We start from the raw sequence: 17,994 nt of genomic DNA, 5'->3' as shown, positions 1-17,994 counted from the left end.
GGGAGAATCCAGGATTCCAAGGGAAGGCCGCAGCGGCAAGTACCTGAGCCCGATTGCGATATCCCTGCTCAGGGGGCACTCTGGACCCAGGAGGCGCCGTGGTTCACCCGCATCACACGCGTCCGCCTCGCAGGGGGGATGGTGCCGTGCCGCTGAGCGACCCGGCAAAGCGGCGGCGCGACGCGACCGCCGGGGCCGGACACACCGCCCGCGGGCTCCGCGTCCGGTTGCTCGGACAGTTCGGTGCCGAGGTGGACGGCGTCCCGCTGCGCCTGCGCGGGGACAAGCGCCGCGCGATGCTCGCCTCCCTGCTGCTCAACTCCGGGCGCACCGTCACCACCGCCCACCTCATCGAACGCGTCTGGGGGACCCCGCCCTCCCCGGCCGCGCGCAGCGCCCTGCAGGTCCATGTGGCCCGCGTCCGCGCCCTCCTGGACCACCACTGCGGCACCCCCCTGATCACGGGCGGGGACGGCGGCTACAGGGTCGACCTCACCGAGGAGCAGTCCGACCTGCTGCGGTTTCGCTCCCTGGTCCGCCGAGCCGCCGACGCCGCCTCCCGGGGGGACACGGGTGCCCGCGCCGAGCTGTTCGTCCGCGCCTTGGAGCTGTGGCGGGGACCGGTCCTGGCCGACGTCGTCAGCCCCGTCCTGCACGAGCGCGACGTCGCGCCGCTGAACGAGGAACTCCTCCGGGCCGCCGAGGAGGGATTCGGCGCGGCCCTGGCCCACGGCGAGCACGAGCGGGTGGCCGACCGGATCGGCCCCATCGCCACCGCCCACCCCGAGCGCGAACCCCTCATCCGCGTCCAGATGGTCGCCCTCTACCGCAGCGGCCGCTCCAGCGACGCGCTGCGCGTGTACGCCCGCACCCGCGACATCCTGGCCGAACGCCTCGGAGCGGACCCGGGGCGCGAGCTCCAGGAGACCTTCCACGGCATCCTGCGCGGAGACCTCGACCCCGACCGCGCCCGCGTCCCGCGCCAGCGGACCCCGGCGGAGGTACGCGGTGCGAACGCCTCCGTGTGGGGAGCCGGTGCGAGCGCCTTCGTTCCGGACGCCTTCGCCGGGGAGGGCCGCGAGGCCACCCCAGTCCCGGGCACCTCCACCCCGGACACCCCGGCCCCGGGCACGGGTACGGAGGAGGGCGGACAGCGGCGAAGCGGCGAGGCCGACGCGCCCCTCCCGGCCCCCAGGGCTTCCGGACGGGTCCACGCACCCGTGCGGACACCCGCCGCGCTCTCCCCGGCCGAACTGCCCGCCGCGCCCGCCGCCCTGGTGGGGCGCGAGGAGGCCGTGGCCGAGCTGGACCGGCTGGTCGATCCGCGCGGCGCCGCACCCGGAGGCGTCCTGGTGCGCGGACCCGCCGGCGCGGGCGCCAGCGCCCTCGCCCTGAGCTGGGCGCACGCCGCCGCTCCGCACTTTCCCGACGGGCAGCTCTACGTCGACCTGCGCGGCGGCGACGGCACACCGCGCGCCCCCGCCGAGGTGCTGCGCCGCCTGGTGCGCTCCCTGGCCTCCGGCGCACGCGACGCCCCCACCATGGACGTCGAGGAGGCGGCGGCGCGGACGCGCACACTTCTGGCGCACCGGCGCGTCCTGCTCGTCCTGGACAACGCCTCCTCCTCCCGCCAGGTGCGCCCCCTGCTGCCCGGTGGGACCGGCTGCGCGGCGGTGGTCACCAGCCGGTACTGGCTGACCGAGCTGCTGGTGCGCGACGGCCTGCGGGCCGTGCCGGTGGGGCCGCTGACCCCGGACGCCGCGGTGGAGCTGCTGCGCGCGCACGCGGGCCCGGGCCGTTGCACGGAGCCGGTGCTGCGCCGCCTCGCCCGACAGGCGGGGTTCCTGCCACTGCCGCTGCGGATGGCGGCGGTCTGGCTCGACACCCACCCGCACCGGTCCGCGGCCGAGCTGGTGCGTCTCCTGGAGGGGGTGGACCCGGCACGCGGGGTCACTCCCACGGCCCGGATGGCCGCCGTGCTGCGTGCCGGGCCCGAGGAGGGCCGACACGGCCGCGGGGAAGTACCGGCCGGATCCCACCCTCCCGAGACGAGTGTCGGACAGGGGTCTTACGTTCGGCTTTCACCTGGGTGAGGAGTGGTGGCATGTCCGTGGACGGGCAGCCGGGGCTCCGTCCCGTCCGTCGCACGTGCCCTCCAAGCCGCCGCTTCGCGCGGTGCCGGTGGGGGAGGATTCCAGGGGCTCTCGTGCGGGCTTGCGAACACCTCCGCGTACGGAGCATGCGGATCCTCACAGGTACGGGCGCCCGCGCATCATCACCCCAAGGTCATGAAATCGGTCGGATCTGCCTACGGGGGTGCTCATCACCCACACGAGTCGCTAGTGTCAACCCCATGACACAGAACAACGATCCCAACATGGACCCCGCGGGGAACACCCAGCACTTCCGTCGTTTCGTCGACGAGAACCCGGAGCCCGAGGAGCCCGCGCGCCGCCCGATCCTGCCGATCCTGCTCGCCGCCGTCGGCGTGGTCCTGGTCATCGCCGTGATCATCGCGCTGGTCCTGGCCTTCGCCTGACCCTCCTCCCGGGAGTCCTTCTCCCCGGGGAGAGGACGTGCGGCACGGGACCGGTTCCTCGTCCGGTCCCGAAACGGTTCGCGACCACCTCGTGGTCCTGCTAGAGTTAACGACGTCGCCAAGGCGCGGCCCACGGGGCCGGCGCCGGTGAGCGGCAGGCGCCATTAGCTCAGTTGGTCAGAGCAGCTGACTCTTAATCAGCGGGTCCGGGGTTCGAGTCCCTGATGGCGCACAGCACAGGGCCCCGGGTGAGGACACCGTTCTCCCCGGGGCCTTCTTCGTGTCCGCTCCACCGCCCCCTCCCGTCGTGGGGAGACGTCCAGGTGGCGTGCCCCACATCGGCCCCACACCGGGTGCTTTCCGGCATCGGGGACTCCGCGGTTCGGGTAGAGTGAACACCGTTGCCGCGGGCGAGCAGCCGGGCGGTGAACAACAGGCGTCATTAGCTCAGTTGGTCAGAGCAGCTGACTCTTAATCAGCGGGTCCGGGGTTCGAGTCCCTGATGACGCACACGAGGCGAGGGCCCCGGTCGATTCCGACCGGGGCCCTCGCGCCGTCCGGACGGATCCTTCCGAAGACCCCTGGGGGCCTTTGTCCCGCCCCGTTCCCAGCCCTGGCGCCCGGCTTCTTCCGACCCGCAGACCCGGGCCGAGACGAACGACCGCGAGATCCTCCGCCACGTCAGTACCGTCGAGCCCGGCGGGAGCGGCGAGCCGGTCACCGGCAACCCTCGAGGGCACCAACCGCTGACCCCGGTACCTCCGGCCCGACGACAGGCCCTGACCCGCCTTCGTCTCCCTGTCCCCCGTGCCCGACACCTGCGGTGACGCGCGACGCGTCGCGCCCGGAGCGCACAGGAAGACCTGATCCGTCCGGGCCCGGGATGGAACCTTCCCCGCGTCCCGTGCATCTGGAACAGGTGTCGCCGGCCTTGTCCCCCGAGGCGGCGCGAGTACCTCAACGACCCAGTGGAGTCTCCATGTTGTCCGAAACGCGCCGTCCACTGCTCGGCCGCGTCATGCTCGGGACCCTGGCCGCCGGAGCCACCCTGGCGGCCACGGCCTGCGGCCTGCCCCTGCTGCCCCCCGCCTTCACCGACGACGGGGAGACGCTCTCGCCGGAACCCGTGGACACCGCGTCGCCGACCGAGACCACTGAGACCACCGAGCCCGTGGAGACCGAGACCACCGAGCCGTCCGGCCCCGAGGACACCGACGTCTTCTCGCTCTTCGTCGGCGACTGCACCAACGAGGTCACGGACGAGGGCGCGTTCTCGGAGGCTCCCAAGATCGACTGCTCGGAGCCGCACGACTACGAGATCTACCACTCGGAGGACCTCCAGGAGAGCGGCGCCTACCCGGGCTTCGACCTGGTCTCCTCGATGGCCGGTGACGTGTGCCACGCCGCGTTCGAGGGCTTCGTCGGTACCGCCCCCGAGACCTCCGACCTCCGGTCCACCCCCTGGTTCCCGACCGAGGAGGGCTGGAACGTGCAGGGCGACCGCGAGGTCCTCTGCCTGGTCTACGACCCGGCGGGCCAGACCACCGGCACGCTGGCGGGCTCCGGTCTCTAGACCCCTCGCCCACGGGGGCGGCCCGCACCGACCGGTTCTCCGGTGGTGCGGGCCGCCTGTGTTCACGGGGTCAGGCGACCGGGCCGAGGACGGGCTCCTCCCTCAGCGGCGCCAGCTGCTCGGCGTCCGGCTCCGCCGCCGGCTCCGTGCCCATCTCCGCCGGGGGCAGACCCTGGCAGGTGAGGTCCTCGGGGACCACGCCGTCGACCAGGTAGGCCTCCACCGGGTCGGCCACGCACTCCAGTCCCCCCGGCAGGTAGAACCCGTGTCCGCCGTCGCCCGCGACGGTGACCAGCGGGCCCTCCAGCCTCTTGGCCATGGCCACCCCGGCCTCGTAGGGGGTGTTGGCGTCGAACTCGCCGGCGATGAGCAGCGGCTCGGGGTAGCCGTCGCGTTCCAGCTCCACCGGGGGCTCGGGGCGGTCGAGGGTGTTGAAGGTGCACGGATGGGGAACGGACCAGTAGGCGCCGACCCCGTACGGGTGCTCCTCCCGGTACTCGCGCGCGTCCGCGTGGTACCTGCTGACCCGTCCCGGCCACTCGGCCTCACACAGGACGGCCGTCTGCAGGTCCAGGTTCGTGAGGGTGACGTCCTCCTCTTCCTCCTCGGCGAGGGCCTCCAGCTCGGACACGAGCGCCGTGGGGAAGGGCTCGCCGCGGACGAGGTAGCCGAGATAGTCCGAGTTCAGGTCCCAGAACTGCTGGTACCGGGAGATCTGACCGACCTCGAAGTCGAAGGCGTGGCTGTCGTAGGCCGGGCCGGGGAGGTCGTCGCGCGGTTCCTCCCGCAGCCGCGCGGAGGTCGCGTCGAAGGTCGCGTGGACCTCCTCCTGCGTCGAGCCGAACCCGAGGACGTCGTCGTGCCGCGCGGCCCACGCGGTGTACCGGTCCATGTTCGCGCTGTAGGCCGGGGCCTGCATGAGGAACATCTCCCGCCAGACGCCGTCGGGGTGCACCGGCGAGTCCAGGACGCTGCGGTCCAGGCGCTCGGGGAACAGGCTCCCGTACACCGCGCCCAGATAGGTGCCGTAGGAGTAGCCCAGGTAGTTGGTCTTCTCCTCGCCCAGAGCGGCCCGGATGACGTCCATGTCCCGGGCGGTGTTGGCCGTGGTCATGTGCGGGCGAAGGCCGCCCTGGGCCCGCTGGCACTCGCGCTGGTAGCGGATCGCCTCCCGCGTCGCCTCGGAGATCTCGGCGTCGGTCGGGCGCGGGTAGACCGGCACGGGGTCGTTCCCGCAGTCCATCCGGGGGGAGGAGGCGCCGGTGCCGCGCGGGTCCATGCCGATGACGTCGTACACCCCGCCCACCCGGGTGCCCTCGTAGTAGCCGCCGAGGACGCGGCCGGGTCCGCCCGGCCCTCCGGGGTTGGTGAGCAGGATGCCGCGCCGCCGGTCGGGGTCGCTCGCGCGGGCACGGCTGACGGCCACGGTGATGCGTTCACCATCGGGGTCGGAGTAGTCGAGCGGGACCTCGACGTCGGTGCACTCCAGTCCCTGGAGCACCTCCTCGGTACAGGGCGCCCACGCGAGTTCCTGGTCGTGGAACTCGGCGAGCGCGGAGTCGTCGGCGGGGGAGTCCAGGGGGTCGGCGGCGGCCGGGGCGGCCGCCGCGAGGGACGCGGCCAGGACGGTCACGAGGACGCCTGCGGTCATGGTGTTCGCGCGTGTTCCGCGCACGGGGGTGCCTCCGCGATCTCGGCCCGTTCGGGGGAACGGGGTCGTGTGCATCGGGGAAGCAAACGTACGAACCACCCGTACGTGCGCAACACCAACAAAAGTCATATGTGTGCGTGAGTGGCCGGATGCGGCCAACCGTCGGACATCTTTATGTGACGGTTTATCGATTTTTGTTCTTTTTGTGATGCCGATCCTGTCGCGCGCAGGACGCCGTTTGGTCACGGAGGTGGCGTGGGCCACACGGGACGGGCTACCGTGCTCTTCTATTAGGAAACTTTCCTAATAGAAACGTGGTTCCCCCAGACGTACCTCCCGAAGGAGCCCCGTGGCCACAGAAATCGCGGCCTCCCCACCGCCGCAGGAAGCCGGGAACGCCCCGTCGGCCCGCGCCGACGCCCGCGACCCCCTCCCTCGGCGGATCTGGCGCCACCACGCACTCGTCAAGGTCCGCAAGGCCGTCGTCGTGGTGTTCGTCGTCGCCAACGTGACCTTCTTCCTCGGCCGGGCCATGCCGGGCGACCCGATCGACGTGATGGCCGGACGCCTCACGCAGGGCGGCATGACGATCGAGGAGGCCCGCGCCATCGCGGCGGGCTCGCTGGCCTACGACCCCGACGCCCCCCTGTACCAGCAGTGGTGGGACTTCCTCGTCGGCCTGGTCACCCTCGACATGGGCATGACCATCAACCGGCCGGGTCAGAGCGTCATGGAGGCCATCGGCGCCTACCTGCCCTGGACGCTGTTCAGCATCGGCGTCGGCACCGTCATCGCCATCGTCCTCGGCCTGGCACTGGGCATGGTGATGGCCTACCGGCGCAACCGCCTCCTGGACCACGTGCTCAGCGTCCTCGCCTCGGTCCTGGGCGCCGTCCCCAACTACCTCATCGCGATGGTCCTGGTCGTGGGCGGCGGCATGTACCTGGAGTGGTTCGACCCCATCGGCCTGCGCGGCACGATCAGCCCGGGCGTCGCCCCCGGCCTCACGGCGGAGTTCGTCGGCGACGCCCTCTACCACGCGGCCCTGCCGATCCTCACCTACGTGCTCGCCATCATCGGCACGTGGATGCTCATCATGAAGGCCTCCACCACCGAGGTGCTCAGCGAGGACTACGTCACCGTCGCGCACGCCCGGGGCCTGTACGACCGCCGCATCGCCCTCTCCTACGTCGGGCGCAACGCGGTCCTGCCCCTGGTCGCCCAGATCGCGATCTCCTTCGGCACCCTCGTCGGCGGCGCGATCTTCGTCGAACAGGTCCTGGTCTACAAGGGTGTCGGCGGACTGCTCCTGGACGCGGTCAACTACCGCGACTACCCGCTCCTGCAGGGACTGCTCGTGATCATCACCTCCTGCGTGGTGATCGCCAACCTCGCCGCCGACCTGCTCTACAGCCGCCTCGACCCGCGCATCCGGAACTAGGCCCCGTTCCGCGGACACCGGCCCCGCCGGGCGGCGCCCGCGGAACGCACCCCGAGGAGCCCCTCACATGACAGCCACCACCACCGCCCCCGCAGCCGGGGTCTGGGGAGCCATCTGGCAGGGCGTCACCCGCAGCACGAGCGGGTTCGTCGGCCTGTGCCTCGTCCTCGGAGTCCTGGCCTTCTCCTTCGTCGGGCCGCTGTTCGTCGACACCCACAACCCCACGGACGTCACCAGCATCTGGGGACCGGTCAGCGCCGACCACTGGCTCGGCACCAACCACGAGGGCAAGGACACCTTCGTCCAGCTCGTGCTGGGCGGACGCGAGCCCATCTGGGTCGGCTTCGTCGCGGCCCTGATCACCGTGGCCATCGCCGTCGTCCTCGGCGGCGTCGCCGGGTACGTCCGCGGGCGCGTCGACCACTTCCTGCTCCAGCTCACCGACATCACGATGACCATCCCCTTCATCGTGCTGATGCTGGTCATCGCGTCGTTCTACCGCACCGCCTCGCCGCTGACGGTCTCGCTCATCATCGGCCTGGTCACCTGGCCCTACCTCATGCGCTCCATCCGCGCCCAGGTGCTCACCCTCAAGGAACGCGAGTTCGTCGAGGCCGCCCGCCTCCAGGACCTGGGTACCGCGCGCATCCTCTTCGTCGAGGTGCTGCCCAACATGGCGGGCTACATCTTCGTCAACTTCATCATCGCCGTCACCAACGCGATCTACGCGGTGGTCGGCATGTACCTGCTCGGCCTGCTGCCCAGCACCGCCGACAACTGGGGCCTGATGATCCAGCAGGCCTGGGACAACAACGCCTTCCTGCTGCCCCGGGCCGCGCCCTTCCTCGTCGCCCCGATGGTGATGATCATGCTCTTCCAGATCGGCCTGGTCACCATGACCCGGTCCCTGGAGCAGGCCCTCAACCCACGACTCCGGGACAGGTGAGCCACGTGACCGACCAGCCCGCCGCACCGCCCGCCGAGGGGGCCCTGCTCTCCGTGCGCGGCGTCGACGTCGGCTACCGCACCGGCCGCAGGAGCCAGGTCACCGCGGTCCGCGACGTCTCCTTCGACCTCTACCCCGGACAGTCCATGGCCCTGGTGGGGGAGTCCGGCTGCGGCAAGACGACCCTGGGCCTCGGCCTGCTCCGGCTGCTGCCGCGCAACGGCGTCGTCTCCGCCGGGGAGATCCTCTTCCGCCGCAAGGACGGCCGCCTCGCCGACGTGCGCGCCCTCGCCCGCGAGGACCTGCGCCGCTTCCGCTGGAACGAGGCCGCCATGGTCTTCCAGGGCGCCATGAACGCCTTCAACCCCGTGCTCAGGGTGCGCGACCACTTCCTGGACACCTTCCGCGCCCACGACGGCCGCCGCCGCCCGCGCGCGCGGATCCTCGAACACTCCGCCGAGCTGCTCCGGGCGGTCCGGCTCGACCCCGCCCGTGTACTGGACAGCTTCCCGCACGAACTCTCCGGCGGCATGCGCCAGCGCACCCTCATCGCGCTCGCCCTGGCCCTGGAGCCGCAGCTGCTCATCCTGGACGAGCCCACCACCGCGCTGGACATCCTCACCCAGCGCTCCATCGTCGAGCGCCTGGCCGAACTGCGCGAGGAACTGCGCTTCGCGATGGTCTTCATCACCCACGACCTGGGACTGGCCGCCGAACTCGCCGACCGGGTCGGCACCATGTACGCGGGCCGGATGGTCGAGACCGGCACCACCCGCGACATCTTCCACCGCGCCCGGCACCCCTACACCTCGGCGCTGATCAACTCGGTGCCCCCGGTCACGGGCGACCTGAGGATCCCCGAGTCCCTGCCCGGAGGCCCGCCCGGCATCGACGCCCTGCCCCCCGGATGCTCCTTCGCGCCGCGCTGCGCGCACGCCGCCGAGCGGTGCGCCTCCACCCGGCCGACGCTCGACGTGCTCAGGACCCGCACCGGGGGCATGAGCCACGCCGCCGCATGCCTGCGTTCCCACGAACTCTTCGCCGAGGGGGTCACCCGTGATTGACCGGACCGTCCCAGCCGACCCCCGGACCGCTCCCCAAACCCCCCACGCACCCGGCCAGGACGCCGGGGACGCCGTGCTCAGCCTCCGGGGCGTGCACCAGGTGTTCCCCACCCCGCGCGGCGACGTGCCCGCCGTCGCCGGGATCGACCTGGACGTGCGCCCCGGCCGGGTGCTGTGCCTGGTGGGGGAGTCCGGCTGCGGCAAGACCACCAGCGCCCGCGTGGCCGCGGGGCTGGCCGCCCCCACCCGCGGCTCGGTGTCCTTCCGGGGCAGGGACGTCGCCGCGATGGACAGGAGCGAGCGCGCACGCTTCCGCCGCTCGGTCCAGTACATCCACCAGGACCCCTACGCCTCCCTCAACCCCGTGCGCACCGTCTACTCGACCGTCTCGGCCGGGCTGCGCCGCCACAGGCTGGTCGGGGACCGCAGCGAGGCCCGGCGCGCCACCGCCGAACTGCTGGAGCGGGTCGACCTCACCCCGGCCGGGGACTACCTCGACAGGTACCCGCACCAGATGTCCGGCGGGCAGCGCCAGCGCGTCGCCGTCGCCCGGGCCCTGGCGATGCGGCCCGAGGTGATCATCGCCGACGAGTCCACCTCGATGCTGGACGTGTCCATCCGGGTCAGCCTGCTCAACACCCTCGGCGGGCTGCGCGACGAACTCGGCGTCGGCTTCCTGTTCATCACCCACGACCTGGCCGTGGCCAAGTACTTCGCCTGGGACGGCGAGATCGCCGTCATGTACCTGGGCAGGGTCGTCGAGCAGGGGCCCACCCCGCGCGTGGTCAACGACCCCCGGCACCCCTACACCCGCGCGCTCGTCTCCGCGGTGTGCGAACCCGACCCCGACCTCGCCCGGAACCGGGACCGCTTCCGGCTGCGCGGCGCCGACATCCCCGACCTGACCGACCTGCCGCCCGGGTGCGACTTCCACCCGCGCTGCCCGCTCTACGAACAGGGTGACTGCGACACCGTCCGGCCCCCGCTGGAGCCCGGCCACGGCCGGCTGCTCGCCTGCCACGTCGTCGGCGGGGGGTGAGGGGTGCTCCTCGTCGTCGGCCGCTTCGGGCTCATCGCCGGAGCCTTCCTCACCCTGACCAGTGCCCTCACCGCATTCCTCACGCCCCCCGGCACAGCCGAGTCCGTCATCAGCGCCCTCACCGTCGTGATCGGCCTGGTCGTGCTCTCCCTCGGTCTGCTCGCCGTCCTACTGGAAAGGAAGCGTCAATGACCTCCACCCCCAACCCCCTGACCAGCGACCTGAGCCGCCGGCGCCTGCTCCGAGCGGTCGGCTTCGGCGCGGCGGGCGCGGCCGGGGCCGGCCTGCTGTCGTCCTGCGCGGGCGGCGACACGGGCTCCGACGACACCCGCCGGTTCACCGGCGTCTTCGACTTCGACCTGGACGCCCAGACGCGCAACGTGGCCGTGGAGGACGGGGCGCTGCTGATGAACTCCGTCTACGCCGACCTCTTCCTGCCCTCCGGCGCGTTCTACAACTGGGAGACCCACGAGTGGGACTACCTGCTCCTGGAGAACAGCGTCTGGGAGGGCGACGACCTCATCGTGACCCTGCGCCCGGGCCTGAAGTGGAGCGACGGCACCGACCTGACGGCGGAGGACCTGCACCAGAACTACGCCATCCGGGTCCTGGAGGCGCCCGCGTGGTCGGTGGGCTTCCCCCAGGTCACCGAGCTGGAGCAGCTGGACGACCTCAGTGTCCGCGCGCGCTTCGACAACCCGTTCCCGGGTATCGAGATCCAGGTCGTCAAGCACCGCATCTTCTCCAAGTCCACCTACGGGGACTTCGGGGAGCGCGCGATCGCCATGGTGGCCGACGGGGTCCGCCAGGGCGACGACGAGCACACCGAGTTCAACGCCGAGTTCATCGAGTTCAAGCCCGAGGAGATCATCACCAGCGGCCCCTACAAGTTCGACCGGGCCCAGATGTCCGACGCCCGGATCACGCTGGTGCGCGACGAGACCGGCTACCAGGGCGCCCAGGTCGGCTTCGACGAGGTGGTCATCCACAAGGGCGACAACCGCCAGGCCTCCCTGCTGGTCCAGCAGGGCGAGGTCGACTACTCGACCCTGGCCACCTCCGCCGCCGACCAGCAGGCCTTCCGGGGCGTGGAGGGGTTCCGCTGGATCGAGCACCCGGGCTACGACGGCTGCGGGCTGATGTTCAACTACGCGGCCAAGCCCGAGCTGAAGGACGTGCGGGTGCGCAAGGCGCTCAAGCACATCCTCGACAGCGACCAGATCGGCCAGGTGGCGCGCGGCGAGGCCTACAGCCGGGTCGACTACTACGCCGGGCTGGTCGACCTCCAGGCCGAGCAGATCTTCACCGCCGACGAGCTCGCGGGGTTCGAGACCTACGACCAGGACCTGGACCGGGCCGCCGAGCTGCTGGAGGAGGCGGGCTGGACCAAGGAGGACGGGATCTGGCACACCCCGGAGGGGGAGGAGGCCGGTTACGAGATCATCGGCGTCGCGGGCTGGGGCGACTTCGAGCTGACCGCCACCCAGGTCGAGGAGGCCTGGAACGGCTTCGGCATCAAGACCACCGCCCGCAACGTGCCCGCGGACAACCCGTGGGGCATCTGGGCGGCCGGTGACTTCGAGGTGGCCGTACGCCACTGGGGCAACCCGGAGATCCCCAGCTACTGGGGCGCCTTCCAGATGAACTACCTCGTGGAGAACGCGGGCACCGGCGACTCCCCGGGCCAGTCCTTCGACCTGCGGGTGGAGAGCCCCAGCCAGGGCGAGGTGGACCTGGCCGAGCTCGTCGAGACCGCCAAGACGGCGGAGAGCGAGGAGGAGCAGACCAAGGCCCTGAAGACGATGGCGATCGTCTTCAACGAGCTGCTGCCGCGTATCCCGATCTGGACGTACAAGTACCTGGCACCGGCTCTGGAGGGCGTCCGGGTGGAGTCCTTCCCCGAGGAGCACCCCGCCGACGAGAACCAGATCTACATGGACAACCACATCATGCTGGCACTGGTCCAGGGCGAGCTGAAGCCGGCCGGGCAGTAGGACGGAGGCGGCCCGGCTCCCGGGCCGCCGGGACACGGGGGCGGGACCGGACGGTTCCGCCCCTTCTTCGTGCGCGAATTTTCTTTTTGTCGGGAAATGGTCGTTTATGTCAGAGCGGAGGGTGGGAAGGTACTTTCTGCCGCGTGACGGGTGGCGGTGGAGCGCTGCCCGTCATCGCCGGAATCGATTCCCCGGGACTCCCGACTCCGCCCCGGTGGTGCCGAAACTGCTGGTCAGCGCCGCCCCGGTGGTGCGGCCGGATGTCTGTGCCCAAGGGAAAAGTCCGGAGAATGCGCCGAATTCCCAGCTCAGAGCTGGCGACCAAAGGACTTCTCCCCGCGGCGCCCCCAGTTCCCTTCCCCGCCCGGCAGCCGAGAGGAACCGCCCCTCATGCACAAGGACCTGTACGACCTCGGAGAGACACCCCCTCGGGGCCACGTGCCCGCCCGCATGCACGCCTTCACCCTCCGGCGGGAGCGCTACGGCGAACCCCGCGACGCCTTCGCCCACGAGGTCGTCCCGGTGCCCGGGCTCCGGCCCGGACACGTCCTCGTCTACACGATGGCCGCGGGCATCAACTACAACAACGTCTGGGCGGCCATGGGCCACCCGGTCGACGTCATCGCCATGCGCGAGAAGGCCGGGGCCGCCGAGGACTACCACATCGGCGGGTCCGACGGCTCCGGCGTGGTCTGGGCGGTGGGGGAGGGGGTGCGCGGCGTCGAGGTCGGCGACCACGTCATCATCTCCCCCGGCCAGTGGGACGAGAGCGACGAGGACATCCGGCTGGGCCGCGATCCCATCGCCTCGCGGAGCATGCGGGTGTGGGGCTACGAGAGCAACTTCGGCTCCTTCGGCCAGTTCGCCCTCGTACGGGACTTCCAGTGCCACCCCAAACCCGAGAACCTGCCCTGGGACGTGGCGGGCGGCTTCCTGGTCAGCGCGGCCACCTCCTACCGCCAGCTCTTCGGCTGGGAGCCCAACGTGGTCCGCCCGGGCGACCCCGTGCTGGTCTGGGGCGGGGCCGGCGGCCTGGGCACCTCGGCCATCCAGTTGGCGCGCCAGGTGGGCGGCAGACCGGTCGCGGTGGTCTCCACCGAGGCCAAGGCGCGGACGTGCCGCGAGCTGGGCGCGGTCGGCACGATCCTGCGCACCGACTTCGACCACTGGGGCCGTGTCCCCGACGAGCAGGACACGCAGGCCTACGCGGCCTGGACGCGCGGCGTCCGGGCCTTCGGCAAGCGCTTCTGGGAGGAGTTGGGGGAGCGGCGCGCGCCCCGGATCGTCTTCGAGCACACCGGAGCCGACACCCTGCCCACCTCGCTCTACCTGTGCGACAGCGCGGGGATGGTGGTCATCTGCGGGGCGACCTCGGGCTTCCAGGCCGACGTGGACCTGCGGTTCCTGTGGATGCGCCTCAAGCGCCTGCAGGGATCGCACTTCGCCTCCCCGGCGCAGTGCCGGAGGGTGATCGACCTCGTCGGGGGCGGCCTGCTCGACCCGTGTGTGACAAGAATCGTGGAATTCGATGAGATCGGAGAGGCACACCAGATGATTCGGGACAACGCACAACCCCCGGGAAACATGTCCGCGCTGGTCAACGCACGTGCCGGGCAGACCGGGTTCGGTCCGTAGGGCTGGCGGCGCAGGTTGCTGACACCAGACCGTAAACAGACATGACTCCATAAATCTCACAAAAGCAACCGGTGTCAGGGCACTCCCTCCAGGGTGTTCGCGCACGTCAGGAGGGTCTGCCCGGGTGCTTTTCCGCTGCTTCCCCGATTCGTCTGCCAAGTCCGCCGTCCTTTGTTAGTCTGACGAACCGAACGACGGTTCTCGGTGGAAGTACAGGAATTGTGCGGGACAAGGATGCTTGTCGCCGGATGGGGTGTCATGTCCCTCTGGTCCCCGCCCGAGCGGGGGCGCGCAGTCCCCGCAGAGGCGTTCCCCCGGCGTACGGGGCTCCCGGCTGCCACGGGCCCCGCCGCGGTCCCCGAGACGGCCATCTCCCAGGTCAGGGCGGTGGTGCGGGACCACCGCCGATCCGCCCCACCCGCACACGAGGAGACGAGATTGTGGCAGAGGCGCCGTCGCCGCGAGACAGCTCCGCTCCCCGCCCTCGCGGGGACGGGCCGAGACCACCGGCGGAGGACGGGCAAGGAGCCAGACGAGAGGGCAGGTTCCGCCGGGCCATCTCCCGCATGATCAGGGCCCAGGAACACCTCTCCCCGGAGACCGAGCAAGGAAATCCCGTGCATCATCCCGTGCATCCGCACTCTCAGGACCCCGGCCGTGACTCGGACCGGGAAGGCGGCCAGCACACGGCCGGGGACGCTCCCGAGTCCAGTGCCGCCGAACGCGGTACAGATCCCGTCCCGCCTGCCACCGGGCCCTTCTCCGGCTCCGCCGAGAACGGGTACCGCCCCTCCACGAGGGTGAGCGTTCCCAACCCCTACACCACCCGGCGGGTGAACGTCGACGACGTCGACACCGGGGCCACCCCGGTCGGCCAGTGGCGCGGTGTTGGCCTCGACGAGCCCGAACCACGCCCCCCGCACATTCCCGCCACCACGGACGCCATGACTGACACTCCTTCCCAGCCGGAGCGCGCGGAGCGGCACGAGGCCCCCGCGGCGCACACGCAACCGTTCGCGGCGGCTCCCGCCCCGGAGCCCCCGCAGGCCCGGGGCCAGCAGCCCCAGGCCCAGCAGGCCCAGGAGCAGGCCCACCAGCCTCAGGGGCAGCCCCAGCCGCCCCAGGGCCAAGGGCAGCAGCCCCAAGCCCAGCAGCCCCAGGGTTCCGAGGCGCCCGCCGCCCAGCCTCCCGGTGCCCACCAGGCACCGGGAGGAGCGCCCCAGGAGGGGGAGGCGCCCCAGCAGCCTCCGCAGGCGGCCGCGTGGGGCGGGTACGAGTACGCTCCCCAGCCCCACCAGGCGCCTGGGGAGCGGCCCGCCGCTCCCGCGCCCCCGCCGGTCCAGGGGCAGCACGGGTACGCCGCACCGCAGCAGGGCGCCGGCCATGCGGGCCCCGACCCCTACGCGGCGTACGGCGGCCCCTACCAGCAGGCCCCGGGCGCGCAGTACGGCAACCCCCACGAGCAGCGCTGGCAGGACCAGCACCACCCCCACCCGGCTCCCCACGCGCAGGCGCCCCGGCCGGAGGGGTACCCGCCCGCGCCGCCGCAGTACGGCGGCTACGCCCACTACCCGCAGGGCCAGCCCGCTCCCTACCCCCACCAGCAGCCCGCCCCCTACCCGCAGGCCCAGCCCGGCCCCTACCCGGCGCCGTACCCGCCCCAGCCCCTGGTCACCTACCAGAGCGCCTATCCCGCGCCCTTCCAGCCCCCCGGCTACGTCTTCCAGGGCCAGCCGGTCTTCTACCCGGGCCAGTACAACCCCTACGGCCAGCCCGTCCAGCACGTCATCGTGCTCACCGCGGGACAGCAGCCGAAGGTGATCAGCGCCGAGTCGGCCAGCACGCTGTTCGCCGAGCACGCCGAGTCGGCCGGCTCGGAGGACGCGCACGGGGACCGGGCCCTGACCCGGGCCGAGCCGGACGAGGCCGACACCGACGGGAAGCGGGAACTCGAGAAGGCCGCCGACCCCCGGCCCGAGCCCGAGGAGGAGCCCGCCGAGGCCGAGTCCGCCGCGGACAAGGCCGGGTCCGGGCCCGCCGCCGAGAAGCAGGCGGACGCGCTCGCCGAGGCCAAGGGCGGTCTCCAGGAGGCTGTCTCCGGTGGAGACCACACCCTCCTCAACGAGGCCCTCGCGGGCCTGGCCATGCGCGACCTGTCGCTCGTGGACGCACTGCTGGAGATGGTCGAGGACCTGGAGACCGACGCCCAGGACCCCGACCTGCTCGACAAGCTCTTCCAGATCGACAACTTCGCGACCCGTATGCGGCGCAACGGGGAAAACTTCCTGGTGCTCACAGGACATGACGGCGGCGAGTCCGACGCCCACGACGAGATCGTCCCCCTGCTCGACGTGGCCCGTGCCGCCACCTCCGAGATCAAGGACTATCCCAGGGTCCGGATGGGCAAGATCCCCCAGGCCTCCATCACGGGTATGGCGGCCGACGACATCAGCCACCTGCTCGCCGAGCTCCTGGACAACGCCACCGCCAACTCGCCCGAGCACTCCCAGGTCGTGATCAGCGCCCAGGAGATGGACGACGGGCGCCTGATGATCGTCGTCGAGGACGAGGGCGTGGGCATCCCCGAGGCCCAGCTCGCCGAGCTCAACGAGCGCTTGGGCGGCGATCCCGTCCTGGACGACGACGTGCCCCGCCACATGGGCCTCTACGTCGCCAGCCGGATCGCCCGCAAGCACGGGCTGAGGACCAGGCTCGAGTCCCGCTCGTTCCGAGGGGTGAGCGCCTACACGATCATCCCCAAGGAGCTGCTGCGCGTGGCCACTCCGCGAACCCCCGGACAGGCCCGCACGTCGACCGTTCCGACGAGCACTCCGGCCGCCCCGGCCGTCCCCGCGCCCGCCCGGCCCTCCGTCAACGGTTCGGCCAACTCCGTCAACGGCGCGGCCAAGCCGCCCGCGGGCGGCAACTCGGCGGTCACCTCCGCCGGTCTGCCCCGGCGCAGCGCCACTCCGCACGGCTCCCCCCTGCGGATGATGCCGCGTCCGGGACCGATGCCGGACGACCAGCCCAAGGCCCGCGACAACACCCCGCCCAAGTTGAGCGGCGAGGCCAGAGCCGAGCAGATCCGCGACGAGCTCGGCGACTTCTTCGACGGCGAGCGCGAGGCGCGCGAGGGCGCCGAGAAGCCGGAGGACGACCAGAAGTGACGGTTCTTCCGACCCCGTTCGCGGGCGCCCCTCCCGGTGCGTGCCCGCATCCCCCATCTCAGCGAACACCACACCCGGCCCAGGCAGGTAAGGCACAGCGATGACTGAATCCGTGAACGACAGTGTTGAGAACTTCTCCTGGCTCATCGACCGGTTCGTCCGGGACGTGCGCGGTGTCGAGCACGCCGTCGTGGTCTCCTCCGACGGTCTGGTCCTGACCCACTCCAGCGACTTCCCCGAGGAGCACGCCGAACAGCTCGCGGCCATCGCCAGCGGCCTGCACAGCCTGGCCGTCGGCGGCGCCAGCCTCTTCCAGCGGGGCGAGTGCGAGCAGCTCCTCGTCCGCTTCAACCACGGGCACCTGTTCATCATGGCGATCAGCGACGGCTCCTGCATGGCGGTCCTCACGGCCCCCGGCACCGAGCTCAAGATCGTCGGCTTCCAGATGACCAAGCTCGTCGAGAACGTCGCCCACGTGCTCACGCCGCAGCTGCGCTCGCAGCTGCGCGAGGTCATCCAGAACTGACGACGGTGAACGTAACCGTTCGGGAGGAATGAGGTTGCCTCGGCTATGAGCTTCCGCAGGCGAAGGAGTAACCGTGTCCGCCCGTTCACCTTCACGGGTGGGCGGACACGGTCACGGCATCCGCTGATGGTGCAGACCCTGGTCTCGACGTCCGAGCCCGGGCAGGAGCCTCCTGGCACCCTCATGCCGGAGTCGATCAGTATCTACAAGCTGTGCCGGGAGACCCGGTCGCTGGCCGAGGTCTCGGCCGAGTTGAACATCCCCCTGGGCGTCACCCAGGTCCTGGTCAGTGACCTGGCTGAACAGGACCTGGTGTACATCCACCCGACCATCACCGGCAGCAGTCCATCGGAAAACCAGGTTCTGGAGAGGGCTCTTCGTGGTCTCGAACGACTTTTCCAGTGACAAGCGGTCGAATC

General features: G+C 71.4%; 14 protein-coding genes and 2 tRNA genes. 15 read left to right on the top strand and 1 reads right to left on the bottom strand.

The features are described from left to right. The first annotated feature begins 146 nt into the window (after window positions 1-146). The 5 genes from A6A08_RS12550 (at window position 147) to A6A08_RS12530 (ending at window position 4,112) form a co-directional block, all read left to right on the top strand. Complete coding sequence (locus A6A08_RS12550; protein WP_073702723.1) at window positions 147-2,093, top strand: AfsR/SARP family transcriptional regulator; 1,947 nt, start codon at window positions 147-149, stop codon at window positions 2,091-2,093. Between the two features lie 260 nt (window positions 2,094-2,353). Beyond that, the gene (locus tag A6A08_RS12545) at window positions 2,354-2,539 is read left to right on the top strand and encodes a hypothetical protein (protein WP_073702722.1); all 186 of its coding nucleotides are present in this window, start codon (window positions 2,354-2,356) and stop codon (window positions 2,537-2,539) included. 158 nt (window positions 2,540-2,697) lie between these two features. Beyond that, window positions 2,698-2,771, top strand: a tRNA-Lys gene (locus A6A08_RS12540). A gap of 204 nt (window positions 2,772-2,975) precedes the next feature. Beyond that, window positions 2,976-3,049, top strand: a tRNA-Lys gene (locus A6A08_RS12535). A gap of 469 nt (window positions 3,050-3,518) precedes the next feature. After that, on the top strand, window positions 3,519-4,112 hold the full coding sequence (locus A6A08_RS12530; protein ID WP_073702721.1) for a septum formation family protein: 594 nt from the start codon (window positions 3,519-3,521) through the stop codon (window positions 4,110-4,112). Between the two features lie 70 nt (window positions 4,113-4,182). On the opposite strand, the gene A6A08_RS12525 is transcribed toward A6A08_RS12530, so the two are convergent. Then, entirely contained in the window at window positions 4,183-5,787 is a 1,605-nt protein-coding gene (locus A6A08_RS12525) for an alpha/beta fold hydrolase (RefSeq protein ID WP_073702720.1), read from the bottom strand. Between the two features lie 325 nt (window positions 5,788-6,112). Between A6A08_RS12525 and A6A08_RS12520 the strand changes: the two genes are divergently transcribed. The 10 genes from A6A08_RS12520 (at window position 6,113) to A6A08_RS12475 (ending at window position 17,980) form a co-directional block, all read left to right on the top strand. Further along, window positions 6,113-7,204, top strand: coding sequence for an ABC transporter permease (locus A6A08_RS12520; protein WP_073702719.1), 1,092 nt, complete (start codon window positions 6,113-6,115; stop codon window positions 7,202-7,204). Between the two features lie 67 nt (window positions 7,205-7,271). Continuing rightward, the gene (locus tag A6A08_RS12515) at window positions 7,272-8,150 is read left to right on the top strand and encodes an ABC transporter permease (protein ID WP_073702718.1); all 879 of its coding nucleotides are present in this window, start codon (window positions 7,272-7,274) and stop codon (window positions 8,148-8,150) included. Between the two features lie 5 nt (window positions 8,151-8,155). After that, window positions 8,156-9,214 carry an ABC transporter ATP-binding protein gene (locus tag A6A08_RS12510; RefSeq protein WP_073702717.1) on the top strand — a complete coding sequence of 353 codons (1,059 nt, stop codon included), beginning with the start codon at window positions 8,156-8,158 and terminating at the stop codon, window positions 9,212-9,214. Further along, window positions 9,207-10,253 carry an ABC transporter ATP-binding protein gene (locus tag A6A08_RS12505; protein ID WP_083609083.1) on the top strand — a complete coding sequence of 349 codons (1,047 nt, stop codon included), beginning with the start codon at window positions 9,207-9,209 and terminating at the stop codon, window positions 10,251-10,253. The genes A6A08_RS12510 and A6A08_RS12505 overlap by 8 nt, the downstream gene beginning before the upstream one ends. A gap of 3 nt (window positions 10,254-10,256) precedes the next feature. Then, complete coding sequence (locus tag A6A08_RS12500) at window positions 10,257-10,445, top strand: hypothetical protein (RefSeq protein WP_073702715.1); 189 nt, start codon at window positions 10,257-10,259, stop codon at window positions 10,443-10,445. After that, entirely contained in the window at window positions 10,442-12,247 is a 1,806-nt protein-coding gene (locus A6A08_RS12495; protein WP_073702714.1) for an ABC transporter substrate-binding protein, read from the top strand. The genes A6A08_RS12500 and A6A08_RS12495 overlap by 4 nt, the downstream gene beginning before the upstream one ends. A gap of 390 nt (window positions 12,248-12,637) precedes the next feature. Continuing rightward, window positions 12,638-13,882: a crotonyl-CoA carboxylase/reductase gene (gene ccrA, locus A6A08_RS12490; protein WP_073702713.1), complete on the top strand. Its 1,245-nt coding sequence runs from the start codon at window positions 12,638-12,640 to the stop codon at window positions 13,880-13,882. A 617-nt stretch (window positions 13,883-14,499) separates the two neighbouring features. Beyond that, window positions 14,500-17,049 carry a sensor histidine kinase KdpD gene (locus A6A08_RS29130; RefSeq protein WP_274534034.1) on the top strand — a complete coding sequence of 850 codons (2,550 nt, stop codon included), beginning with the start codon at window positions 14,500-14,502 and terminating at the stop codon, window positions 17,047-17,049. A 100-nt stretch (window positions 17,050-17,149) separates the two neighbouring features. Continuing rightward, window positions 17,150-17,575: a roadblock/LC7 domain-containing protein gene (locus A6A08_RS12480; RefSeq protein ID WP_073702711.1), complete on the top strand. Its 426-nt coding sequence runs from the start codon at window positions 17,150-17,152 to the stop codon at window positions 17,573-17,575. 45 nt (window positions 17,576-17,620) lie between these two features. Next, window positions 17,621-17,980, top strand: a complete 360-nt coding sequence (locus A6A08_RS12475; protein ID WP_013151545.1) for a DUF742 domain-containing protein — start codon at window positions 17,621-17,623, stop codon at window positions 17,978-17,980. The last annotated feature ends 14 nt before the right edge of the window (window positions 17,981-17,994 follow it).

The organism is Nocardiopsis sp. TSRI0078 (assembly GCF_001905145.1).
Classification (GTDB): Bacteria; Actinomycetota; Actinomycetes; order Streptosporangiales; family Streptosporangiaceae; genus Nocardiopsis.
Note: the sequence above shows the minus strand (reverse complement) of the source record. Positions and strands in the feature narration are given on the sequence as shown.

Excerpts from the sequence above, each read along its gene's own strand:
- A6A08_RS12530 (WP_073702721.1), top strand. The coding sequence starts at position 3,519 with ATGTTGTCCGAAACGCGCCGTCCACTGCTCGGCCGCGTCATGCTCGGG.
- A6A08_RS12480 (WP_073702711.1), top strand. The coding sequence starts at position 17,150 with ATGACTGAATCCGTGAACGACAGTGTTGAGAACTTCTCCTGGCTCATC.
- A6A08_RS12475 (WP_013151545.1), top strand. The coding sequence starts at position 17,621 with ATGAGCTTCCGCAGGCGAAGGAGTAACCGTGTCCGCCCGTTCACCTTC.
- A6A08_RS12495 (WP_073702714.1), top strand. The coding sequence starts at position 10,442 with ATGACCTCCACCCCCAACCCCCTGACCAGCGACCTGAGCCGCCGGCGC.
- ccrA (WP_073702713.1), top strand. The coding sequence starts at position 12,638 with ATGCACAAGGACCTGTACGACCTCGGAGAGACACCCCCTCGGGGCCAC.
- A6A08_RS12515 (WP_073702718.1), top strand. The coding sequence starts at position 7,272 with ATGACAGCCACCACCACCGCCCCCGCAGCCGGGGTCTGGGGAGCCATC.
- A6A08_RS12545 (WP_073702722.1), top strand. The coding sequence starts at position 2,354 with ATGACACAGAACAACGATCCCAACATGGACCCCGCGGGGAACACCCAG.